Origin of the sequence: Microbacterium hominis, from assembly GCF_013282805.1 — a bacterium.
Lineage (GTDB): Bacteria > Actinomycetota > Actinomycetes > Actinomycetales > Microbacteriaceae > Microbacterium > Microbacterium hominis_B.
In genome coordinates this window covers 3,803,697-3,824,078 of the sequence record NZ_CP054038.1, presented here as the reverse complement: position 1 = coordinate 3,824,078, position 20,382 = coordinate 3,803,697, and the positions used below count along the sequence as shown (strand labels likewise).

At 70.9% G+C, this 20,382-nt stretch carries 22 protein-coding genes; 15 read left to right on the top strand and 7 right to left on the bottom strand.

Annotated features, from left to right (window positions below):
- Positions 1 to 30: 30 nt before the first annotated feature.
- Positions 31 to 1,653, bottom strand: coding sequence for an MFS transporter (locus tag HQM25_RS17145; protein ID WP_172991339.1), 1,623 nt, complete (start codon positions 1,651 to 1,653; stop codon positions 31 to 33).
- Between the two features lie 73 nt (positions 1,654 to 1,726).
- Between HQM25_RS17145 and HQM25_RS17140 the strand changes: the two genes are divergently transcribed.
- The 5 genes from HQM25_RS17140 (at position 1,727) to HQM25_RS17120 (ending at position 4,529) form a co-directional block, all read left to right on the top strand.
- Positions 1,727 to 2,419 (top strand): DNA-3-methyladenine glycosylase, encoded by a 693-nt coding sequence (locus HQM25_RS17140; RefSeq protein WP_172991338.1) that lies wholly within the window; start codon positions 1,727 to 1,729, stop codon positions 2,417 to 2,419.
- Between the two features lie 161 nt (positions 2,420 to 2,580).
- Positions 2,581 to 2,817: a 50S ribosomal protein L28 gene (gene rpmB / locus HQM25_RS17135; RefSeq protein WP_013584774.1), complete on the top strand. Its 237-nt coding sequence runs from the start codon at positions 2,581 to 2,583 to the stop codon at positions 2,815 to 2,817.
- Entirely contained in the window at positions 2,817 to 2,987 is a 171-nt protein-coding gene (gene rpmG, locus HQM25_RS17130) for a 50S ribosomal protein L33 (protein ID WP_172991337.1), read from the top strand. Before rpmB ends, rpmG begins: the two co-directional genes overlap by 1 nt.
- 3 nt (positions 2,988 to 2,990) lie before the next feature.
- The gene (gene rpsN / locus HQM25_RS17125) at positions 2,991 to 3,296 is read left to right on the top strand and encodes a 30S ribosomal protein S14 (RefSeq protein WP_172991336.1); all 306 of its coding nucleotides are present in this window, start codon (positions 2,991 to 2,993) and stop codon (positions 3,294 to 3,296) included.
- 159 nt (positions 3,297 to 3,455) lie between these two features.
- Positions 3,456 to 4,529, top strand: a complete 1,074-nt coding sequence (locus HQM25_RS17120) for an alpha/beta hydrolase fold domain-containing protein (RefSeq protein ID WP_172991335.1) — start codon at positions 3,456 to 3,458, stop codon at positions 4,527 to 4,529.
- 291 nt (positions 4,530 to 4,820) lie between these two features.
- Here the strand turns inward: HQM25_RS17120 and HQM25_RS17115 are convergent, their stop codons facing one another.
- The gene (locus HQM25_RS17115; RefSeq protein ID WP_172991334.1) at positions 4,821 to 5,642 is read right to left on the bottom strand and encodes an alpha/beta hydrolase; all 822 of its coding nucleotides are present in this window, start codon (positions 5,640 to 5,642) and stop codon (positions 4,821 to 4,823) included.
- Between the two features lie 102 nt (positions 5,643 to 5,744).
- On the opposite strand from HQM25_RS17115, the gene HQM25_RS17110 reads away from it, so the two are divergent.
- From HQM25_RS17110 to HQM25_RS17100, 3 genes are all read left to right on the top strand, one after another.
- On the top strand, positions 5,745 to 6,311 hold the full coding sequence (locus HQM25_RS17110; RefSeq protein ID WP_172991333.1) for a TetR/AcrR family transcriptional regulator: 567 nt from the start codon (positions 5,745 to 5,747) through the stop codon (positions 6,309 to 6,311).
- A gap of 204 nt (positions 6,312 to 6,515) precedes the next feature.
- Positions 6,516 to 6,803 carry an HU family DNA-binding protein gene (locus tag HQM25_RS17105; protein WP_127819842.1) on the top strand — a complete coding sequence of 96 codons (288 nt, stop codon included), beginning with the start codon at positions 6,516 to 6,518 and terminating at the stop codon, positions 6,801 to 6,803.
- Positions 6,804 to 6,859: 56 nt separating this feature from the next.
- On the top strand, positions 6,860 to 8,860 hold the full coding sequence (locus HQM25_RS17100) for a cytochrome c oxidase assembly protein (RefSeq protein ID WP_217275164.1): 2,001 nt from the start codon (positions 6,860 to 6,862) through the stop codon (positions 8,858 to 8,860).
- A gap of 36 nt (positions 8,861 to 8,896) precedes the next feature.
- Here the strand turns inward: HQM25_RS17100 and HQM25_RS17095 are convergent, their stop codons facing one another.
- Positions 8,897 to 10,021 (bottom strand): hypothetical protein, encoded by a 1,125-nt coding sequence (locus HQM25_RS17095; protein WP_438803608.1) that lies wholly within the window; start codon positions 10,019 to 10,021, stop codon positions 8,897 to 8,899.
- A 69-nt stretch (positions 10,022 to 10,090) separates the two neighbouring features.
- On the opposite strand from HQM25_RS17095, the gene HQM25_RS17090 reads away from it, so the two are divergent.
- The gene (locus HQM25_RS17090) at positions 10,091 to 11,464 is read left to right on the top strand and encodes an ATP-dependent DNA helicase (protein WP_172991332.1); all 1,374 of its coding nucleotides are present in this window, start codon (positions 10,091 to 10,093) and stop codon (positions 11,462 to 11,464) included.
- A gap of 49 nt (positions 11,465 to 11,513) precedes the next feature.
- On the opposite strand, the gene HQM25_RS17085 is transcribed toward HQM25_RS17090, so the two are convergent.
- Positions 11,514 to 12,167: a heme oxygenase (biliverdin-producing) gene (locus HQM25_RS17085; RefSeq protein WP_172991331.1), complete on the bottom strand. Its 654-nt coding sequence runs from the start codon at positions 12,165 to 12,167 to the stop codon at positions 11,514 to 11,516.
- 67 nt (positions 12,168 to 12,234) lie between these two features.
- Positions 12,235 to 12,630 carry a DUF2470 domain-containing protein gene (locus HQM25_RS17080; protein ID WP_254359429.1) on the bottom strand — a complete coding sequence of 132 codons (396 nt, stop codon included), beginning with the start codon at positions 12,628 to 12,630 and terminating at the stop codon, positions 12,235 to 12,237.
- Between the two features lie 17 nt (positions 12,631 to 12,647).
- Between HQM25_RS17080 and HQM25_RS17075 the strand changes: the two genes are divergently transcribed.
- Entirely contained in the window at positions 12,648 to 13,910 is a 1,263-nt protein-coding gene (locus HQM25_RS17075; RefSeq protein ID WP_367948283.1) for a serine hydrolase domain-containing protein, read from the top strand.
- A gap of 10 nt (positions 13,911 to 13,920) precedes the next feature.
- Positions 13,921 to 14,796 (top strand): EamA family transporter, encoded by an 876-nt coding sequence (locus HQM25_RS17070; RefSeq protein WP_172991329.1) that lies wholly within the window; start codon positions 13,921 to 13,923, stop codon positions 14,794 to 14,796.
- Here HQM25_RS17070 and HQM25_RS17065 read toward each other — a convergent pair.
- Both HQM25_RS17065 and HQM25_RS17060 read right to left on the bottom strand, forming a co-directional pair.
- Positions 14,793 to 16,082, bottom strand: a complete 1,290-nt coding sequence (locus HQM25_RS17065; RefSeq protein ID WP_217275163.1) for a glycosyltransferase — start codon at positions 16,080 to 16,082, stop codon at positions 14,793 to 14,795. The genes HQM25_RS17070 and HQM25_RS17065 overlap by 4 nt on opposite strands.
- Entirely contained in the window at positions 16,082 to 16,543 is a 462-nt protein-coding gene (locus HQM25_RS17060) for a GbsR/MarR family transcriptional regulator (RefSeq protein ID WP_172991328.1), read from the bottom strand. The genes HQM25_RS17065 and HQM25_RS17060 overlap by 1 nt, the downstream gene beginning before the upstream one ends.
- A 97-nt stretch (positions 16,544 to 16,640) precedes the next feature.
- Here HQM25_RS17060 and HQM25_RS17055 point away from each other — a divergent pair, with 97 nt between their 5' ends.
- The 4 genes from HQM25_RS17055 to HQM25_RS17040 are packed head-to-tail and all read left to right on the top strand — an operon-like array spanning position 16,641 to position 20,378.
- Positions 16,641 to 17,030, top strand: a complete 390-nt coding sequence (locus tag HQM25_RS17055; RefSeq protein WP_172991327.1) for an MmcQ/YjbR family DNA-binding protein — start codon at positions 16,641 to 16,643, stop codon at positions 17,028 to 17,030.
- A 60-nt stretch (positions 17,031 to 17,090) separates the two neighbouring features.
- Positions 17,091 to 18,020, top strand: a complete 930-nt coding sequence (locus tag HQM25_RS17050) for a sugar kinase (protein ID WP_172991326.1) — start codon at positions 17,091 to 17,093, stop codon at positions 18,018 to 18,020.
- Positions 18,017 to 18,631 carry a bifunctional 4-hydroxy-2-oxoglutarate aldolase/2-dehydro-3-deoxy-phosphogluconate aldolase gene (locus HQM25_RS17045; RefSeq protein ID WP_172991325.1) on the top strand — a complete coding sequence of 205 codons (615 nt, stop codon included), beginning with the start codon at positions 18,017 to 18,019 and terminating at the stop codon, positions 18,629 to 18,631. The genes HQM25_RS17050 and HQM25_RS17045 overlap by 4 nt, the downstream gene beginning before the upstream one ends.
- A 1-nt stretch (position 18,632) precedes the next feature.
- Positions 18,633 to 20,378 (top strand): glycoside hydrolase family 35 protein, encoded by a 1,746-nt coding sequence (locus HQM25_RS17040; RefSeq protein WP_172991324.1) that lies wholly within the window; start codon positions 18,633 to 18,635, stop codon positions 20,376 to 20,378.
- Positions 20,379 to 20,382: the final 4 nt, after the last annotated feature.

Sequence of the window (20,382 nt, the reverse complement as noted above, 5' to 3'; positions counted from 1 at the left end):
CTGAGCGAGCGCAGCGAGACGAACGGCCGCTCACTCGCTCCGCGCGGCCGCCTCGTCCTTCGGCGGCACCGGGATCGATGTGGGAAGCCCGCGCGCGAGCATCAGCCCCACCACCGTGATGGCGAACACGATGAACAGCGCCTGCCGCAGCGACTCGAGCTGCGCATCGGCGTACAGCTGCGCGATCGCCGCGGCCTCGTCGGGTCCGGCGCCGGCGGCGGTGAGCGCGTCCTGCGCCTGCTGCTGCGAGATGATCGGCGCGCCGGTCTCGGTAGCGGCCACCACGCCCGCGCGCACCTCGTCGGTCAGCTGCTCGCTCTCGGCCACGGTCGCCGTGAAGCCCGTGGTGAGCAGCAGGATGAACACCGAGCCCACGATCGCGGTGCCGAAGGAGGATCCGAGGTTCTGGAACGTGCCCTGCAGGCCGCCCACCTCGGAGGTGTCGTCCTTGGTGACCGCCGACATGTTGACGTTGCCCAGCTGCGACGCGAGCAGTCCGAAGCCCGCGCCCACCACGAACATGCCCGCTGCGAAGAGCCAGCCGGCGAGGTCGGGCTGCACGGCCGCGAACACGAGGAAGAGCCCGCCCGCCATGGTCAGCTGTCCGATGCGGCCGAGGTACCGCGCCGACTTCACCGTCGACAGGCGCGAGCCGAGCATCGAGAAGGCGATGAGCCCGAGAGAAAGCGGCAGGATCTTCAGTCCCGTCTGCAGCGCGTCGAAGCCGAGGATCGTCTGCAGGTAGACCGGCACGACGAAGAAGAGCGCGGCGATCGCGAAGTACTGCGCCATGAACATCGTCAGTCCGCTGCGCAGCGCCGTGATGCGCAGCAGGCTCACCCGCAGCAGGGCCGGTCGGCCGAGGCGCTCCAGCCGGTGCTGGCGCCGGATGAACAGCCACAGCACCACGATGCCCAGCAGCACCAGATAGGCGACCGGCGAGATGCCGAGCGGCGCCACGGTGACGTCGCCGATCACGGGCGGGTCGAGCGGGACGATCCAGCCCCACGTCTTGCTCTGCAGGATGCCGAAGACGAGCAGCGTCATGCCGAGCACCGACAGCAGCACGCTGAGCAGGTCGATGCGCAGGCTCTTCTCCGCCGGGACGTCCTTGATGCGGCCCGACACGACGAGCACGATCACGATCACGATCGCCTCGCCGACGAACACGTAGCGCCACGAGGCGTAGGTGGTCACCAGGCCGCCGATGAGGGGGCCGGCGGCGGCGGCGAGACCGGTGATCGCGCCGAGGGCCGCGAAGGCGACGACGCGGTCGCGGCCGGAGTAGTTGATCGCGGCCAGCGCCGCGATGGCGGGGATCACCAGCACTGCGCCCAGGCCCTCGACGAGGGACCATCCGACCAGCAGCACGGGGAGATTCGGGGCGAGCGCGGTGGTGAGCGAGCCGAGCCCGTAGATGACCGAGCCGATCCGGAAGGCGCGGGAGCGACCCCACTTGTCGCCGAGCTTGCCGCCGGTGAGCATGAAGGCCGCCATCGTCAGCGCGTAGAGCGTGATCGCCGCCTGCATTCCGGAGATGTCGGTGCCGAGGTCGGACGCGACGGTCGAGATGGACACGTTCATGACGGTGCTGTCGAGCACCATGACGAACTGCGAGACGCCGAGCACGATCAGCACGAACCAGCGGGCCATGCGTGAACAGTAGCGGGCGCGCATCGTCGACGGATACGGGGTCGCCGCCGACGGGCGCGCCTAGACTCGGCGCATGGCGGAGATCGCGCTGCGCCCGGTGACCCGCGACGAGCTGCGCGGCCTTCCTGCCGACATCGCTCCGCGCCTGCTCGGTGCGCACCTGACGACCGTCGTGGACGGTGAGAGCGTCACCGTGCGGCTCACCGAGGTCGAGGCCTATCACGGGCGCGGCACGGGCGACCGCCCCGATCCCGGCTCCCACGCACGCATGGGGCCGACGCCGCGCAACGCGACGATGTGGGGGGAGCCGGGGCACCTGTACGTGTACCTGAGCCACGGCATCCACTCGTGTGTGAATGTCGTGTGCGGTCCCGTCGGCGAGGCCGGCGGAATCCTCATGCGCGCCGCCGAGGTGATCGAGGGCGAGGATGCCGCGACGCGGCGCCGACCGGCAGCGCGCACGCTCCGCGACCTGGCGCGGGGCCCGGGACGCCTCGGCAGAGCGGTCGGGCTGCGGCATCCCGACCATGACGGCATCGATGCCGTCACGGGGGAACCGCGGGCCGGCGCGAGCGCGCGGCTGCTGGTGCGTGCCGCGCCTCTGGCCGAGATCGCCGCAGGACCGCGGGTGGGCGTCGCCGGCGTCGGCGGCACGGAGGCATTCCCGTGGCGCTTCTGGATCGCCGGCGATCCGACCGTGTCGGCGTTCCGCTGGGGCCGCGGAGCGGCCGCTGTCAAGGGCGACGCGCCGTCCGTGCTAGACTGACTCTTTGTCTGCGCGCACTCCAGCACGCAGTTCGCGTTTCGTCTCACTTCGTTCGCTCAACGACCGGTGCAACCGGGCGGGGTTCCGGCACGTGCGGCGGGATGCAGACAAGGGATCTTGGGTGGCACCGTCCGGTGCCACGGTACTAAGGAGACATCACTATGGCAGCAGTGTGCCAGGTGACCGGCGCTGTTCCCGGCTTCGGTCACAACATCTCGCACTCGCACCGCCGGACGAAGCGCCGCTTCGACCCGAACGTGCAGAAGAAGACCTACTTCGTTCCGTCGCTGGGTCGCAACATCAAGCTGAACGTCTCGGCCAAGGGCATCAAGGTGATTGACGCTCGCGGCATCGAGGCCGTCGTTCGCGACCTCCAGGCGAAGGGTGTGAAGCTCTAATGGCCAAGAAGGCTCAGGACGTCCGTCCGATCATCAAGCTGCGTTCGACCGCCGGCACGGGGTTCACCTACGTGACGCGCAAGAACCGTCGCAACAACCCCGACCGCATCGTGCTCAAGAAGTACGACCCGGTGATCCGCAAGCACGTCGAATTCCGAGAGGAGCGTTGATCCATGGCTAAGAAGAGCAAGATCGCGCGCAACAAGCAGCGCCAGGAGGTCGTCGACCGCTACGCCGCCAAGCGCGCGGAGCTGAAGAAGGCCCTCATCGACCCCAACTCGACCGACGAGCAGCGCGAGGCCGCTCGCGTGGGCCTGCAGAAGCTGCCCCGCAACGCGTCGCCGGTCCGCCTCCGCTCGCGCGACGTCATCGATGGCCGCCCCCGCGGTGTGCTGACGAAGTTCGGCATCTCGCGTGTCCGCTTCCGCGACATGGCTCACCGTGGCGAGCTGCCCGGTGTGACCAAGTCGAGCTGGTAAGCCCGCACGCGAAGAGCACCGTGTCCTGGTGATCACCAGCCGGTAGCACCACAGCAACGCCGAAACCCCTCGTTCCCGCTGAGACCTCAGCACGGAACGAGGGGTTTCGCGCATTTCAAGGGGTCTCGTCGACGGCGTCGTCTCCCCGATGATGGGCTCATGCCGCTCGATCCCTTCTTCGAGGAGCGCCTGCGTGTGCACCGCCGCTACCTGCTCGGCAAGGCGGTGAAGACGCTGCGCCGGCGTCTGGCCGCGCTCTGGCCCCGATGGGGCGGCGAGGACAGGGCGATGGATGCCGCGCCCGGCCGCGCCGCGGCATCCACGTCTCCGGGTCCTCGTGCCCGGGCGCGCGCCAAGAACCGCCGTGCGGCGCTGGCGTGGGACCGCACCGAGCTCGCGACCGTGGGCATGCCCGGGCCCGACGTGCCGATCGAGGAGCACCGGGTCGCCGTGCCGGGCCGCCCGGACGTGCGGGTGCGGCTCTACCGGCCGCGGGATGCCGCATCGCCCGTGCCCGCGGTGCTGACGTTCTTCGGCGGGGCCTTCCGCATCGGGGGGATCGACTACCCCACCACCGATGCGGCCTTCCGGCGCCGCGCCGCCGACGCGGGCGTCGTCGTCGCGGCCGTCGACTACGCACTCGCCCCCGAGCACCGCTACCCCACCCAGGTCGAGCAGGGTGTCGCCGCCCTGGGGTGGCTCTTCGCGCACGCCGCCGAGCTGGGCGTGGATGCAACTCGCATCGGCATCGCGGGGGTGTCGGCGGGGGCGAACCTGGCTGCCGCGGTGACGCTCGTCAATCGCGACGGCGCGGGCCATCCGCTCCGGATGCAGCTGCTCGAGGTGCCGGTCGTCGACCTCACCGGCGGGCACCTCGACTTCCGGGTGACGCGGGCTCTCGGCATCCCGACCCTGATCGCCGTGCGGGAGCTGCGCTCGGTCGCCCGCACCTACCTGCCGCACGCCCGCCAGGCGCGCGAGCCGCTGGCCTCTCCCCTGCGGGCGGCCTCGCACGCCGACCTGCCGCCGGCGGTGATCCTCACGGCGGAGTACGACCTGCTGCGCGGAGACGGCGCGGCCTACGGCCATGCGCTCCGGCGGGCGGGGGTCGAGGCGAGCACGGTGCAGTATCTCGGCGTCACCCATGACACCGCGATCTTCGGCGGCGTCCTGCCCGCCGCCCGTCGCTGGCACGCAGACGTGGTCACCGCACTGCGCCGCCTGCACGCCTGACCTGCCGTGCGCTACGCGCCGCGCGTCGCGGCGCCGCTCGTGGGGCGCCTGCGGTGGGTTGGGGCGCTCGGATGCCGCACGAGCCGCCCCACGAACACGCGCCGCATTCCTTCGTGGGGCGCTTGCGGTGGGTACAGGTGCCGGGATGCCGCACGAACCGCCCCACGAGAAAGGGCGGGGCCCGAAGGCCCCGCCCACCGGATCCCACCGCGGACACCGGATGCCGGGCCGGGGCGCTCGTCTCCCCGACCCGGGAACCGGCGACAGTGTCGCGGGATCCGGGATGCCGCGTCAGGCGGCCAGCGCGTGGGAGGTCGCCCAGTCCAGGGCGTAGTCGGCGACCTCTTGCCAGCCGTCCTGGCTGACGATCCGGTGCGTGCGGCCGGGGAACTCCTTGTAGTCGACGACCGCCGGGCTGCCAGACGCGTGGTACTTCTTCACGATCGCCTTGCCGATGGCCGGCGGCACGACGTGGTCGATCTCGCCGGTGAGGATCAGCAGCGGAGCGCGGTCGGTGCGGCCGTAGTCGACGTGGGTCACGCCGCCCTTCTCGTTGAGCACCGAGGTCACTCCCTCGAAGAAGACCCGGTTGTAGGAGTTGACCGCGTACTCCTTCCACAGCTTGTCGCTCTCGCTGCGGGGAAGGTCGTTGCCGAAGGTGAAGTGGAAGTGGCGCTTCGAGAGGGGCTTGGCGCCGTTCTTGCCGAAGGGGTTCGACAGGATCGGCGTGCCGGTCCACAGCGTCGAAAGGGGCAGGGCCGTGACGCCGGCGGTCTGTCCGGGCTCGACGCCCACGTAGGCGATGCCGAGCCCGCGGTCGGCCAGCATCTGGGTGATGACGCCGCCGAACGAGTGGCCCATGATGATGGGCTTCTGCGGCAGCGCGGTGATGATCTCCTCGTAGTAGTCGGCGATCTGCGTGAGGCCGATCCCCTTCAGGGGCTCGGGGTTCTGGCGGATCTCGTCGACGGTGCGGTCGCCGATGCCGGGCCAGCCGGGGATGATCACGTCGTGGCCGGCGGCGCGGAAGCGCTCCGCCCACGTGTCCCAGCTCTTGGGGGTCATCCAGAGGCCGTGGATGAGGACGATCGGGGCCTTGGTCGTGGTGTCCATGTCAATTCTCCTTGTTTGGTGCTTCGCGGTGGGTGGTGCTCCGAAGTGGTGGATCTTCGGCTATGGTAGACCGAACGTTCTATCTATGACAAGGTATTCCCGATGTCCCAGAAAAATCTTTCGGCCCGTGATCGGCTGCTGGATGCCGCGACCGTCCTCTTCTACGGCGAAGGCATCCACTCCGTCGGTGTGGACCGCATCGTGCAGGAGGCGGGCGTCACCCGCGCCACCATGTACAAGCAGTTCGCCGGCAAGGAGGGCCTCGTGCTCGCCTACCTCGCCCGCGAGGATCAGCAGCTGCGCGGCCTGTTCGCCGACGCGGCGCGGGCCTCGGACGACCCCGACGTGCTCCTCGACCTCGTGATCGAGGGCATCGCGGCCGACATCGGCGGTCGCCACACGCGCGGCTGCCCGTTCATCAACGCGGCCGCGGAGTATCCCGACCGGGGCCCGGTGCGCGAACTCATCGACACCCACCGCGAGTGGTTCCGCGCCACCCTCGAGACGCTCGCCCGAGGCGCCGGACTGCACGAGCCCGCCGAGGTCGCGGCATCCCTCGTCCTGTTGCGGGATGCCGCGCTCGTGGGCGGCTACCTCGACGGCCAGGAGCGGGTGGCGCCCGCCTTCGCCCGCACCGCACGCGGGGTGATCGCGTCCCATCGGGGGTGACGTGCGACCGGATCACGGGTCACTTTCGCCCCACCAGACCCTCGACACGCCGCCGCAAACGCGCGAAAGAGCCCAAAATCCGCGAAATTCCGCGGTTTCTGGCTATAGTCGAGGCGGTCGTTCCGACCAAGCCGGGGGGCTGATCGCCGTCCGGTCCGAGCAATGAGGGCCGCACGCGCAGCCCGCTTTGGAGGACATAACCCTATGGCCGACAAGTCCATCACCAAGACCGAACTCGTCGCGAGCATCGCCAGCGCGACGGGCCAGAGCCAGGCCGCCGTCTCGGGCGTGCTCGACTCCCTCTTCTCCACCGTCTCCGAGGCGGTCGCCAAGGGCAGCAAGGTCTCGATCCCGGGCTGGATCTCGTTCGAGCAGGTCGCCACCTCGGCCCGCACCGGCCGCAACCCGCAGACCGGCGAGGAGATCAAGATCCCCGCGGGCAAGCGTGTCAAGGTCACCGCCGGCTCCAAGCTGAAGGCGGCAGTGAAGTAATTCACTGAGCCGACCACAAGGGGGATGCCGGGAGGCGTCCCCCTTTCTCGTCGCCGATGGCGACGAACTACACTCGTGGGGTGAACCCCCGCGCGCTGCGGGCCGTCGGCCCCGCCATCCTTCTCGGCGCCGCGCTGATCGCACTGTTCGCGGCGCTCGCGTACGGCGGCGGTGCGGCACCCCTCGCGATCGGCGATCCCGGCCCGTTCGTGCGCTGGTCGTTGCCGACCGCGAAGCTGATCGTCAACCTCTCGGCCGCCGGCATGGTGGGCGTGCTGGTGACGGCGCTGTTCACGCTGCGCTCCGGAGAGCGCGAGTTCGACATCGCGCTGGATGCGGCATCCATCTCCGCCGCGGTGTTCACGGTGGCCGCCGCCGCGACCGGGTTCTTCACGTTCATCGACGCCTTCAATCCGGCGATCGACGCGGGGCCTGAGTTCGGGGCCCAGCTGGCCCGCTTCCTCGTCGACACCGAGGTCGGCCGCACGTGGCTGATCACGACGGTCGCCGGTGCCGTGCTCACGGTGCTGACCTTCGCCGTGCGCGGGTGGACGACGACCCTTTTCGTCGCGATCCTCGCGGTCGCCGCGCTGATCCCGATGGGCACGCAGGGGCACTCGGGATACGACGCCGGGCACGACGCCGCGGTCGTCGCGATCATCCTGCACATCATCGCCGCAGCCGTCTGGGTCGGCGGTCTGCTGCTGCTGGTGCTCGTACGGCCCGTGCTCGCGCAGCCTGCGCTGGCCACCGTCGTGACGCGGTACTCGAGCATCGCGCTCGTCGCATTCATCGTCGTCGCCGTCTCGGGCACCGTGCGCGCGGCGATCGGCCTCGGGGACTGGTCGGCGCTGCTGTCGGAGTACGGCGTCATCCTGATGGTGAAGATCGCCGCGCTCGGCGGGCTGGGGCTGTTCGGCGCCTGGTACCGCCGCCGGCTGATCGGGGGGCTCACCGGGGAGAAGGCGTCGCGCTCCTTCTGGACGCTCATCGCGTTCGAGTTCGCCCTGATGGGCGTCGCGAGCGGCGCCGCGGCGGCACTGGCGCGCACGCCCCCGCCCGTGGACACCTCGCTCCCGGCCGAGCGCACGCCCGCCCAGTTCCTCACCGACGCCCCGCTCCCGCCCGAGCTCACCCCGCTGCACTACCTCACCGCGTGGGACATCGATCTGCTCTGGGCGTTCGCCGTTGGCTTCGGCCTCCTCTTCTACCTCGCCGGCGTCTGGCGGCTGCGCCGCCGCGGCGACGCCTGGCCCGTCTACCGCACCGTGCTGTGGTCGCTCGGCCTCCTGCTGCTGCTGTGGGTCACCGGCGGCGTCGTCAACGTCTACCAGGACTACCTGTTCAGCATCCACATGGTCGGCCACATGCTGCTGACCATGGCGATCCCCGTCATGCTCGTCGCCGGTGCGCCGGTGACCCTCGCGATGCGCGCGATCCGCAAGCGCGACGACGGCACTCGGGGCGGGCGCGAATGGATCCTGTGGGCGGTGCATTCCCCCGTCTCGCGCGTGCTCACGAATCCGTTCGTCGCGGCCGGGCTGTTCGTCGGATCGCTGTGGGTCTTCTACTACACCGACCTCTTCCGCTGGTCGCTGTACGACCACCTCGGCCACGAGTGGATGATCGCCCACTTCCTCATCACCGGGTACCTGTTCGTGCTGACCCTCATCGGCATCGATCCGGTGCCCTACCGCCTGCCCTACCCGGGGCGACTGCTGCTGCTCATCGGCGTGATGGCGATGCACGCGTTCTTCGGCATCGCGATCATGATGCAGGAGGGCCTCATGGTCGCCGAGTGGTTCGGGTCGATGGGGCGCACGTGGGGCGCGACGCCGCTGGAGGACCAGTACATCGGCGGCGGGGTCGCCTGGTCGATCGGCGAGATCCCGACGCTGGTGCTCGCCATCACGGTGGCCATCCAGTGGTCGCGCAGCGACGCACGCGACCAGAAGCGCCAGGATCGCCACGCCGACCGCACCGGCGATGCGGAGCTCGAGGCCTACAACGAGCACCTCGCGAAGCTCGCCGAGCGCGACGCCCGCACCCGCACCTGAGCCGCCGGGCGCGGCATCCACCGCCCCTCGTCCGCGTCAGCGGGTGTCGGGGCCGGTGACGACGATGGATGCCGTGCCGTCGGGTCGCACGGTGATGTCGGCGGTCACGATGAAGGGCACGTCCTCGTCCACCGCGGTGATCGAGCCGTCGAAGAGCGACTGGATGTCGACCGCGATCCGCGCGACGGCCTCGGTGGGAGGGATGCGCCATCCGGCGCCCGCCGGCTCGACCGTGACCGCGGGGTGGGCCGAGATCGACCAGGTGGGCGGCGCGACGATGCGGTCCTGCACGAGATAGCCGAACGGGCAGGCGGTGGGCTGCAGCACCTGCTGCGACGCGCAGGATTCGAGGAACTGCACGACGCGCTCCTGCACGACCTCGACGAACTCCTCGGTGGCCGTCGCCTGCACCGACACGGGGATCGTGTGGAACGGACTGTCGGAGAGCACGGCCACGCCCGGCGTCGCCGAGATCGCCGTGTCGACGGAGATCGAATACACCCCGGGCGAGAAGACCAGCAGGGGCACCGCTTCGAGCGGGTCGGCATCGACGCCGTCGGGCGAGACCTGGCGCTTGTCGATCTCGAAGCCGTTCACGTCGAAGCTCATCGAGCCGTTCACGGTGAGGTCGATCACCGCGAGGGGGCTCCGGGCGAAGCGCCACGTCGGAGCGATGCCGATCCAGCCGTCGCGTTCGACCTCGAAGGTCGTCGTGCCCTGGTAGGCGCCGGCCCGGTAGTCGACGGTCACCAGCGTGACCTCTCCGTCGATCTGCTCGGAGACCACCTCGACGTCGGTGAGCGCGGCGAGGGCGTCGCGCCGCAGCAGCGCGTCGGACGCCTGCTCGGGCAGGGAGGAGTCCGCGAGGTCCGCGGAGTCGATCGCGACGCCCGGAACCGCGAGGGCGTCGGCGGCATCGCGATCGGAGAGCATGCCGAGGTAGCGCTCCACGAAGGCGGTGGGGCTGTAGAAGTGCTGGTAGAGCAGCGCGCCGCCCGCCCACAGGGCGGCGACGAGGGCGGCGCCCAGCACGCCGATGATCATGAGATCGCGGCCCAGGGTGCGGCGGCGCGGAGCGGGGATGGGCGCGTACGGGGTCTCCGAGGAGTCCGACGACGCGACAGCGGACGCCGGAGTGGTGCCCACCGCCCCTTGACTCACCCGGCAAGTCTAGGGAGCCAGTCCGAACGGAAGCCGAAAGCGAGTGCATCCGGTCGTTAGCATGAATCGGTGACCACCCCCGCGCTGTCCCCCGAGCAGGAGGCGGTGTTCCGGCTCATCGAAGACACCCGCGAGCACGTGTTCGTCACCGGCCGCGCCGGCACCGGCAAGTCCACGCTGCTGCAGCACCTGGCCTGGAACACGAGCAAGCAGATCGCCGTGTGCGCGCCGACGGGCGTGGCCGCGCTCAACGTCGAGGGGCAGACGATCCATTCCCTGTTCCGACTGCCGATCGGCCTCATCGCCGGGGGCGATCTCGATCAGTCCGACGCGACGCGGCGCATCCTGAACGCGATCGACACACTGGTGATCGACGAGATCTCGATGGTGAACGCGGATCTCATGGATGCCATCGACCGCTCGCTCCGGCAGGCGCGGGGCCGCCGCGCCGAGCCGTTCGGCGGCGTGCAGATCGTCATGTTCGGCGATCCGTACCAGCTCGCCCCGGTGCCGCCGCGCGGGGACGAGCTGCGGTACATCCGCGACCACTACCGCTCCTTCTGGTTCTTCGACGCGAAGGTGTGGGTGGGCGAGGCCGCCTCCGACGGCATCCTCGACGTCGGCTCCTATGGGGCGGCCCTGCACATGCGCGAGCTCGTCGACATCCATCGCCAGAGCGACCCGGCGTTCAAATCCATGCTCAACGCCGTGCGGTACGGGCGCGTGACCGCCGACATCGCGAAGGTGCTCAACGACACCGGGGCGCGGGCCGTGCCCGACCCGGCCGACGGCGAGCATCCGATCATCACGCTCGCGACCCGCAACGACATCGTCAACAACATCAACCGCCGCCACCTCACCGAGCTCATCGGGCGCGAGCAGACCGCGGTCGCCGAGGTCAACGGCGATTTCGGGCGGGGGGATGCCGCGTACCCGGCCGACATGGAGCTCAAGCTCAAGGTGGGGGCGCAGGTGATGTTCCTGCGCAACGACTCGTCGCAGTTCGGCGATCCGCCGCGGTGGGTCAACGGCACGATCGGCACCGTGACGAGGATCGCCGGAGGCACGGTGCGCGTCGACGTCGACGGCGAGGAGGTCGACGTCGAGCCGGCGGTGTGGGAGAGGTTCCGCTACGCCTACGACGCCGGGTCGAAAGCCCTGACCCGCGAGATCGTGGCCGAGTTCACCCAGTTCCCGCTGCGGCTGGCGTGGGCGGTGACCATCCACAAGTCGCAGGGCAAGACCTACGACCGGGCGGTCATCGATCTGGGCTCGGGCGCGTTCGCACCGGGACAGACCTACGTGGCGCTCTCCCGGCTCACCTCGCTGGACGGGCTGTACCTGTCGCGGCCGCTGCGGCCGAGCGACATCCGCGTCGACCCCGACGTGCAGCGCTGGATGAGGGGCGTGCGCGAGGGGACGGCGACCCGCACCGGTCCTTGAGTCCCGTCTCGGTGACCGCGCTCCCCCGCCTCGGGGATGCGACGGGCCGTCAGGCGGCGCGGGCGGCCTTGTCGTGCGCGAGGTCGTGGAAGAGGTCGGTGTTGAAGCGGTACGCCAGCAGCACCTCCGCGATGACGCGCTCCTGCTCCGCCGCGTCCCACGGGGCGGCATCCAGCTGCTCGCGGTACACGTCCTTGAACGCCTTCGGGTCGGCGATGTCGTCGAAGAGGTAGAACCCGATGCCGTTGGTCTCGAAGCCGAACCGGCGCGCCATGACCCGCCCGATGAACTGGCCGCCGGAGAGGTCGCCGAGGTAGCGGGTGTAGTGGTGGGCGACGAATCCGCCCGCCCAGGTCGCGCCGACCTCGTTCACGCGGTCGACGTAGCGGCGGGTGGTCGGCAGCGGCTCGATCCGTTCGCGCCAGTCGGGGCCGAGGAGGAACTCGAGGTCGGCCTCGAGCGCCGGCAGCCGGGTGAGCTTGTCGCTGAGGAAGACCGATGCCACCGGATCGTTGCGCATCACCCCGGCGGTGCGCTCGAGCGCCTCGTAGAGGAACCAGTGCTGCGCGACCAGCGCGATGTAGTCGTCGCGCGTGCCCTCTCCGGTCATGAGGTCGGACATGAACCCGGCGGATTCGCTCGACGAGTGGGCGCTGCTCGAACGCTCGCGGAGGGCCGCGGAAAAGGGGAGGACGCCGCTCATGCGCCCACTATACCTTCAGGTAAGCGGAACCTAAGTTACGAGCGGGGAAAGTTCCGGGGGAGGGTGGTCACGCGTGCGGCCGCGGCTCGACGCCGAGCCGGCGGCAGGCCTCGTCGTAGAGCGCGACGATCTCGCGGCGCACCTCGGGGCGCGCGGTGATCGGGGCAGCCGGCCACGCGACGGCGATCTCGCGCGTGGTGCCGTCGGCCAGGGTCGCCGCCCAGCGGCCGCCATCGCCGTCGAAGGCGGTCATCGACGCCGCCGAGATCGTGGCGTCGGGCGCGAAAGCTCTCGCGATCAGGAGATTGTCGTCCGCGTGGTCGCCGTTCATGTGGTCGAGCACTGCCGCGACGACTGTGGCGTCGAACTGGTGGGTCATGAGGGACAGATTAGGGAACAGCGGCGGCGGGGCGCTCGAATCGGAGGATCGGCGCAGATATGTTTGAATGCTCTGGACGATCATCGGGGGGTGATATGCCGATGGCAGCACGACGACGGCGCGTGGGCGCTGCGCTCGCCGCCGCAGTGGTGCTCGCGATCGGGCTGGCCGCCTGCTCCGGGCCGGGCGTCGAACTCGACGGACCCGAGCAGGTCGACAGCGCCCTTCCCGAGGCCACGGTCACCGAGCTGAGCGCCGCGGTCGAGAACGCGATGACGGCGGCGGGGGCCTCCGGCGCGATCATCGGCGTCTGGGCTCCGTGGAGCGGCACGTGGGTGAGCGGGTTCGGCACCCAGCGCCCGGGAGGCGGGGCCGAGGTCACCGAGGACATGACCTTCCGCGCGGCGCGCATCGGACGGCCGATGACCTGCGACGTGCTGTACCGCCTCGTCGCGGACGGGCGCGTGAAACTCGACGCCGCCGTGTCCGACTACGTGGGCGGCGTAGCCGACCTCGGGGACGTCACCCTCGAGCAGCTGTGCAACAGCACCAGCGGCATCGGGGCGTACCAGGGGCAGCTGCAGACGCTGTGGCTGTCGAACCCCGAGCGGCGCTGGCAGCCGCTCGAGCTCGCCAGCTACGGCCTCGGCCAGGAGCGCAAGACCGAGCCCGGCCAGGCCTATCGGGACTCCGACGCCGGCTATGTGCTGCTCGGCCTCGCCCTCGAACGGGCCACCGGCAAGACCGCCGCGGAACTCATCGAGGAGTACGTCGCCGAGCCGCTCGCGCTCGAGGCGACGCGGCTGTCGAACGGGTCGGCGCAGGCCGGCGCCACGGTGCTCGCCGGCGCGCACTCGACTCGCACCGACGGGGTGTGGAACTGCACCGATCCGATCGACGCGACGCCGGTGTCGGCCAGCACGGGGTTCACCGATTCCGGGATCGTCACCGACATCGACGATCTGGGCCGCTACGCGCAGGCGCTCTCCGAGGGCGTGCTGATGCCCGAGGGCACCGACCGCTGGGATTCCGTGCAGCCGGCTTACAACGGCGCCCCCGCGTGGTACACCATCGGCGGCGGCACCGTTCAGGCGGGCGCCCTCACCGGGCAGTTCGGCGCGGTCCCGGGCTACATCACCGCCGCGTTCGCAGACGATGAGACGGGACTGACGGTCGCGGTCGTGCTCAACAACTCGGCTGCGGGCGGCGGATTCGGCGCCTACCTCGCGTGGGAGCTCGCGGCGATCGCATCCAAGGCTCCGGCGACCGGGAGCGAGCCTGCCCCGGCCGCGGGACTGCCCTGGACGCCCGAGCAGTACCACGACGCGATCACCGACGGCGCCATCTGCGCTCCCGCCGAGTGAGCCCGCGCGGGTGAGCCTGCGCGTCGCCCCGTCGTCGGCGGTCGCCCTCGTCGTCGTGGGGCTCGCCTGCCAGGAGGTCGGCGCGTCGCTGGCCGTGCTGCTGTTCCCGCAGGTCGGGCCGCTCGGCATGGTGTTGCTCCGACTGGTGTTCTCGGCGCTCATCCTTCTCGCGATCGCGCGTCCGTCGCTGCGCGGGCATTCGGCCTCCGCCTGGCGCGGCGTGCTCTGGTTCGGCGGCGTGCTCGCCCTCATGAACGGACTGTTCTACCTCGCGCTCGAGCGCCTTCCGCTCGGCGTGACGGTCACGATCGAGGTTCTGGGGCCCCTCGTGCTCTCGATCGTCGCCAGCCGTCGCGCCTCGGCATGGCTATGGGCGCTGCTCGCGCTTGCGGGTGTCGTCGCCCTCGGCGGGGGAGGCTGGGATCGCCTCGACCCGCTGGGTGTGCTGTTCGCCCTGGGCGCCGCCGCGAGCTGGGCGTTCTATATTCTCGCGTCGGCACGTGTCGGCCGGGACTTCGCGAAGTTCGACGGCCTCGCCCTCGCGATGACCGCCGGAGCGCTGGTCGCGCTTCCGTTCGGGATCGTGGATGCCGGGCCCGCGCTCCTGCGGTGGGAGCTCGTCGCACTCGGCGCGGCGGTCGCCGTGCTGTCGTCGACCATCCCATATGCCCTCGAGCTCATGGCTCTGCGTCGACTGCCGGCGGCCGCCTTCGCCATCCTCATGAGCCTCGCTCCCGCGACGGCGGCGGTGGCCGGCTTCGTGCTCCTCGGCCAGCACCTGTCGTGGCTCGAGATCGTCGGCATCGGCCTCGTGATCGCCGCGAGCATCGGAGCGGTGCGCTCGTCGGCGCGGGCCGCCCGGGAGGCTGCGGAGCCGGTGGCTTAGGGCGCCTCGCCGCCGAGGATCCGCTCGATCTGCCGGACAGCCGCGGTCACGCCGTCCTCGTCGCGGATGCGTCGACCGACCTCGGCCGCGCGTTCACGGATCCGGTCGTCGGTGACGACCTCGCGGATCGCCGCGGCGAGACGGGCCGGGGTGATCTTCTTCTGCGGGACCGGGGCGCTTCCGGCGCCGGAGCGCGCAACGAGTGCACCCCAGAAGAACTGGTCGACGATGAACGGGCACACCACGGTCGGCCGGCCGGCGCGGAGCCCCGCCGCCGTCGTTCCCGCGCCGCCGTGGTGCACGACGGCGGCGACGCGCGGGAAGATCCAGTCGTGCGGTGCGTCGACGATGTGCATGACCGAAGGCGGGAGGTGCGCGGCATCCATCCCTCCCCAGCCTGTCGCGATGATCCCGCGCATTCCGGTGGCCTCGAGCGCCTCGACGACAGAACGCGTGATGCGCTCCGGATCGCGGCCGGCCATGCTGCCGAACCCGATGTAGACGGGAGGATCGCCGGCATCGAGGAAGGCGAGGAGGTCGGCGGGCGGCGTCCAGTCGGAGGGGGCGTCGAGGAACCAGTATCCGGTGAGCTGCGCGCGAGCCGACCAGTCCGCCGGGCGGGGGAGCACGTGGCTGCTGATGCCGTGGATCACCTCGAGCGCGCGTCCGTCGGGCTGGGTCGGCGACATCGCCGCCCGCTTCTTCGGCGCGAGACCGAGCGTCTCCTGCCGGAAGCGGTTGGCCATCTTGTCGTACGAGGCGTAGCCGAGCGCGGCGAGACGGTAGGTGAAGCGGTTGTACCAGCGACCGACGGGGAGCGCCGGCATCCCGATCATGGGGAAGTCGCCGGTGGGCACCGACACCGGCACCACAAGCCCCTGTACCGCCGTCGCGCCGAGCTTGTCGGCGACATGCGGGGCGGCGAGGGCCTTGGGGTGGTAGATCACGAGCTCGGGTCGCGTGGTGCGGGCGACGTCCCACACGTCCGCCATCAGGCGCTCGTTGATCGGTCCCGCCTGGCGGGCGAGTCGGATGCTGGAGCGGATCAGCCCGAGAGCGCCGGACGCCTCGTCGATCGTCGCCCGTCCGGCATCCGAGTCGAGGAGCAGGAGGATGTCGTCGCTCAGCGGGGCGAACGCGACGCCGTGCTCGGCGACGAAGGGGGCGAAGCGCCCGCAGGTGGCGAGCGTCACGTCGTGTCCGGCCTCCTGCAGCCCTCGGGCGAGGGCGACGTAGGGCTGGACGTCTCCACGTGAGCCGACGGTGACCACCAGGATCCTCGACATCAGACCTCTCCCTTCCGGCTGCGGCGGAACTCGTCCATCAGCTCCGGAATCCGCTCGATCATGAATGCGTAGAAGTCCCGCGTGCGTGCGAGGCGCTGCGCGCGGGGTGCCGCGTCGGAGCCGAGCACGTCGATGCCGCGCTGCACCACGTCGAGGAAGTCGCGCATCTTCGCCGTCGGATCGGCGGCGCGGGCGAAGGCGTCTTCGTCGATCTCGTACGCGTGACCGCGGCCCGCGGCGGGAACGCGTCGCACGAGCCCCGACTGCTGCAGAGCCCGCATGCCCGTCGACACCGACGCCTTCGACAGCCCCGTCGCGTCGACCAGCTGCGCGTTCGTCTGGCGGGGCGGGTCGCAGATCATGAGCCATCCCAGCAGGGTGCCGAAGGCGGGTGTCATCCCCATCTGCGACAGGGCGACGCCGACCTCGGCGGCGTAGGCCCGCGCGTCGTCGTCGTGCATGCTTTCTCCCCATTAGGTTCAGAACGTTCTGAACATACCATGAGGTCGTCGGTGTCTGCGAGCCCGCCGTGTCTGCGGTGGCGCGTAGGCTCGCGCCATGGCCACGCTCGACGACGTGCGCCGCCTCGCGGCGGAGCTGCCCGGCAGCGAGGAGCGCGCGATGACCGGGGGAGCGGCGTGGTTCGTGCGGCGAAAGCTGTTCGCGTGGGAGTGCCACCCGTGGCCGAGCATCCCGGCCGACATGCGCGCGATCATCGCCGCCGAACTCGTGGTCGGCGTGAAGGTGGCAGATCGGCTCGATGCGCTCGCGCTCGTCGACATGGCGCCCGACGTGTTCCTGCGCACCACGACGGCATGGAGCGAGCCCAAGGTCGCGTTCCGCATGGCCCTGATCGATCCGGAGCACCTCGCCGAGCTGGTCACCGAGGCGTGGCGGGTGCAGGCTCCGAAGTACCTGCGGCGCCAGTACGACGAGCGGGAGCGGTAAGCGCGGCGGTGCCCGATGGTCGCTCCGCTCTGGGGTCGGCGCCGCGGCATACTCGTTCGTATGGGCGATCGCGAACACCGGTCCGCGCTGCTGGCAGCGGGCGAGACGATGGCGATGGTGACCCCGGTGGTCGCCCAGCCGGTAGACGACGCCGAGGTGTTCCGCATCGACGCAGGGGGTGCGGAGTCGAACGTCGCCGGGCACGTCGCGGCCCTCGGCCACCCGGCCCGCTGGGTCAGCCGCCTCGGCGACGACCCGCTCGGGCGTCGCGTCACGGCGATCCTGGGCGGACGGGGGATCGACCTGTCGGGTGTCGTGATCGACGCGGCGCATCGCACGGGCCTCTATGTCAAGAACCCCGGTGCGGGCGTGCACTATTACCGAGACGGCTCGGCGGCCTCCCACCTCGACGCCGCCGACGCCGATGCGGTCGACCTCCACGGGGTGGCGATCGTGCACGTGTCGGGGATCACGGCGGCGCTCGGCGGCACCGCGCCGCAGTTCCTCGACCGGCTCATCGATCGTGCCCGGTCGGCCGGGGCTCTGGTGAGCTTCGACGTCAACCATCGCGCGGCTCTCTGGGCTGCCGAGACCGCGGCCCCGGTGCTGCGCGATCTCACCGCGCGCGCCGACATCGTGTTCGTCGGTCGCGACGAGGCCGAGACCCTGTGGGGCACCGCGGATGCCGCGAGCACGCGCGCTCTGCTGTCCGACGTGCCCGAGCTCGTCGTCAAGGACGGCGAGCTCGGCGCCATCTGCTTCGAACCGGCCGGCGCGACCTTCGTGCCGGCGCTGCGTGTGGCGGTGGTGGAGCCGGTCGGCGCCGGAGACGCGTTCGCCGGCGGATACCTCGCCGCGCGCCTGTCGGGCGTGCGCGCCGGCGCCCGCCTCGCGGCCGGCCACGCGCGCGCCGCGCTCACCCTGCAGACCACCGGCGACTTCCCCGACGCCGCACCCGCGGCATCCGCAACCCAGAAAGCGACACGATGACCGACTCAGCGTTCTTCGACGATCTGTTCTCCCGCGCCCCGCTCATGGCGATCCTGCGCAGCATGGGTCTCGAGCGCTCGGTGCGCGTGGCGACCACCGCGTGGGACCTCGGCCTCGACGCGGTGGAGGTCACCATCCAGTCGACGGCAGACGTCGAGACCCTGCGCGAGGTCGCCGCGCTCGGGCGCGAGCGCGGCGCCATGGTCGGCGCCGGCACCGTCATCACACCCGCACAGGTGAGCGCCGCCGTCGACGCTGGAGCCGGCTACCTCGTGTCGCCGGGGCTCGACCCGGTCGTCGTGCGCGCGGCCGCCGAGGCGGGCATCCCGATCCTTCCGGGGGTCGCCACCCCGAGCGAGGTGCAGCACGCGGTCGCCCTCGGGCTCGAGTGGCTGAAGGCATTCCCGGCGCAGTGGCTGGGGCCGGAGTGGTTCCGGCACCTGCGCGGGCCGTTCCCGCAGGTGCGCTTCGTCGCGACCGGAGGGATGGATGCCGGCAATGCCGGTGCATTCCTCGATGCCGGTGTCCGCGTGGTCGCCGTCGGATCGGCGCTCGACGACGAGGCGCAACTCGCGCGCCTGGCCGACCTCCTCGCCGCCCGGCAGAGCTGACATGGGCTCGTTCGCGATCGGCGAGACCGACTTCCTGCTCGACGGACGCCCGCATCGGATCCTCTCGGGCGCGCTGCACTACTTCCGCGTGCATCCCGGGCAGTGGGCGGACCGCATCCGCACGGCGCGGCTCATGGGCCTGAACACGATCGAGACCTACGTCGCGTGGAACGCGCACGAGCCGCGTCGCGGCGAGTGGGACGCCAGCGGTGCCAACGACCTCGGCCGCTTCCTCGACCTCGTCGCCGCCGAGGGCATGCACGCGATCGTGCGCCCCGGACCCTACATCTGCGCCGAGTGGCACAACGGCGGGCTGCCGGTCTGGCTCACCGCGATCGAGGGCGTCGGGCTGCGTCGCTCGGAGCCCCAGTACCTCGCCGCGGTGACGACCTATCTGGAGCGCGTCTACGAGATCGTCGCGCCGCGTCAGATCGACCGCGGCGGGCCGGTGATCCTGGTGCAGATCGAGAACGAGTACGGTGCGTACGGCTCCGACAAGGACTACCTCGCGCATCTCGTGCAGGTGACGACCGATGCGGGCATCACGGTGCCCCTCACGACGATCGATCAGCCGACCGACGACATGCTGACGGCCGGGTCGCTCCCCGGTCTGCACCTCACGGGGTCGTTCGGGTCGCGGGCGACCGAGCGGCTCGCCACGCTCCGCCGGCACCAGCCGACCGGGCCGCTCCTGTGCGCGGAGTTCTGGGACGGCTGGTTCGACTGGTGGGGCGGCATCCACCACGCCACCTCGGCCGCCGACTCGGCCGCCGAGCTCGACGCCCTGCTGGCCGCGGGAGCATCGGTGAACTTCTACATGGTGCACGGCGGCACCAACTTCGGGCTGACGAACGGGGCGAACTACAAGGGCCGCTACCTGCCGATCGTCACGTCGTACGACTATGACGCCCCGATCGACGAACGAGGCGACCCGACCGAGAAGTACTTCGCCTTCCGCGACGTGATCGCGAAGTACGCGCCGGTGCCCGACGAGGTGCCGGCACGCTCTGCGCCCGCGCCCGTGTTCGAGGTCGCCATGGCGCACGACCTCGACGAGTCCGGGAACGGCGCGGCCGAGGGCGGATGGTTCGAGACGCCGCCCACGTTCGAGGAGCTGGCGCATCCGGGTGCGCTCGTCGCGTACGAGACCGAGATCCCGGATGCCGGATCTCCGCGCGTGCTGCGATTCGACGATGTCCGCGATCACGCCTGGATCTCGGTCGACGGGCGATCCGTGGGTACGCTCGCGCGCACGCGCCATGAGACCGCGCTGCGGCTTCCGCCCGGCCGGCGACTGCGCGTGCTCGTGGAGGAACAGGGCCGGGTCAACTACGACCAGCACCTGGGTGAGCCCAAGGGTCTGATCGGCGTTCCGACGCTCGACGGGGTGCCGCTCACCGGATGGACGGCGACCCCGCTCGACCTCGACGCGCTCGCCGGGTCTGAGTCCGCGCGCACAGCGGATGTGGTCGGCGTCGAGGCGCCGTTCGTGTACCGAGGCAGGTTCGACGGCGGCGCAGCATCCGACCTCTTCCTCGACACCAGCGGGTGGGGGAGGGGCTTCGCCGCGGTCAACGGCTTCGTTCTCGGTCGCTACGGGCGCTCCGGTCCTCAGCACACGCTCTACGTACCCGCGGCGGCACTCGTCGACGGGACGAACGAGCTGGTGATGATCGAGCTCGAGACGCCGGTCGACCCGGTCGCGCGGTTCGTCGCCGGGCCGGACCTGGGCCCGCGCGAGGAGTGATCCT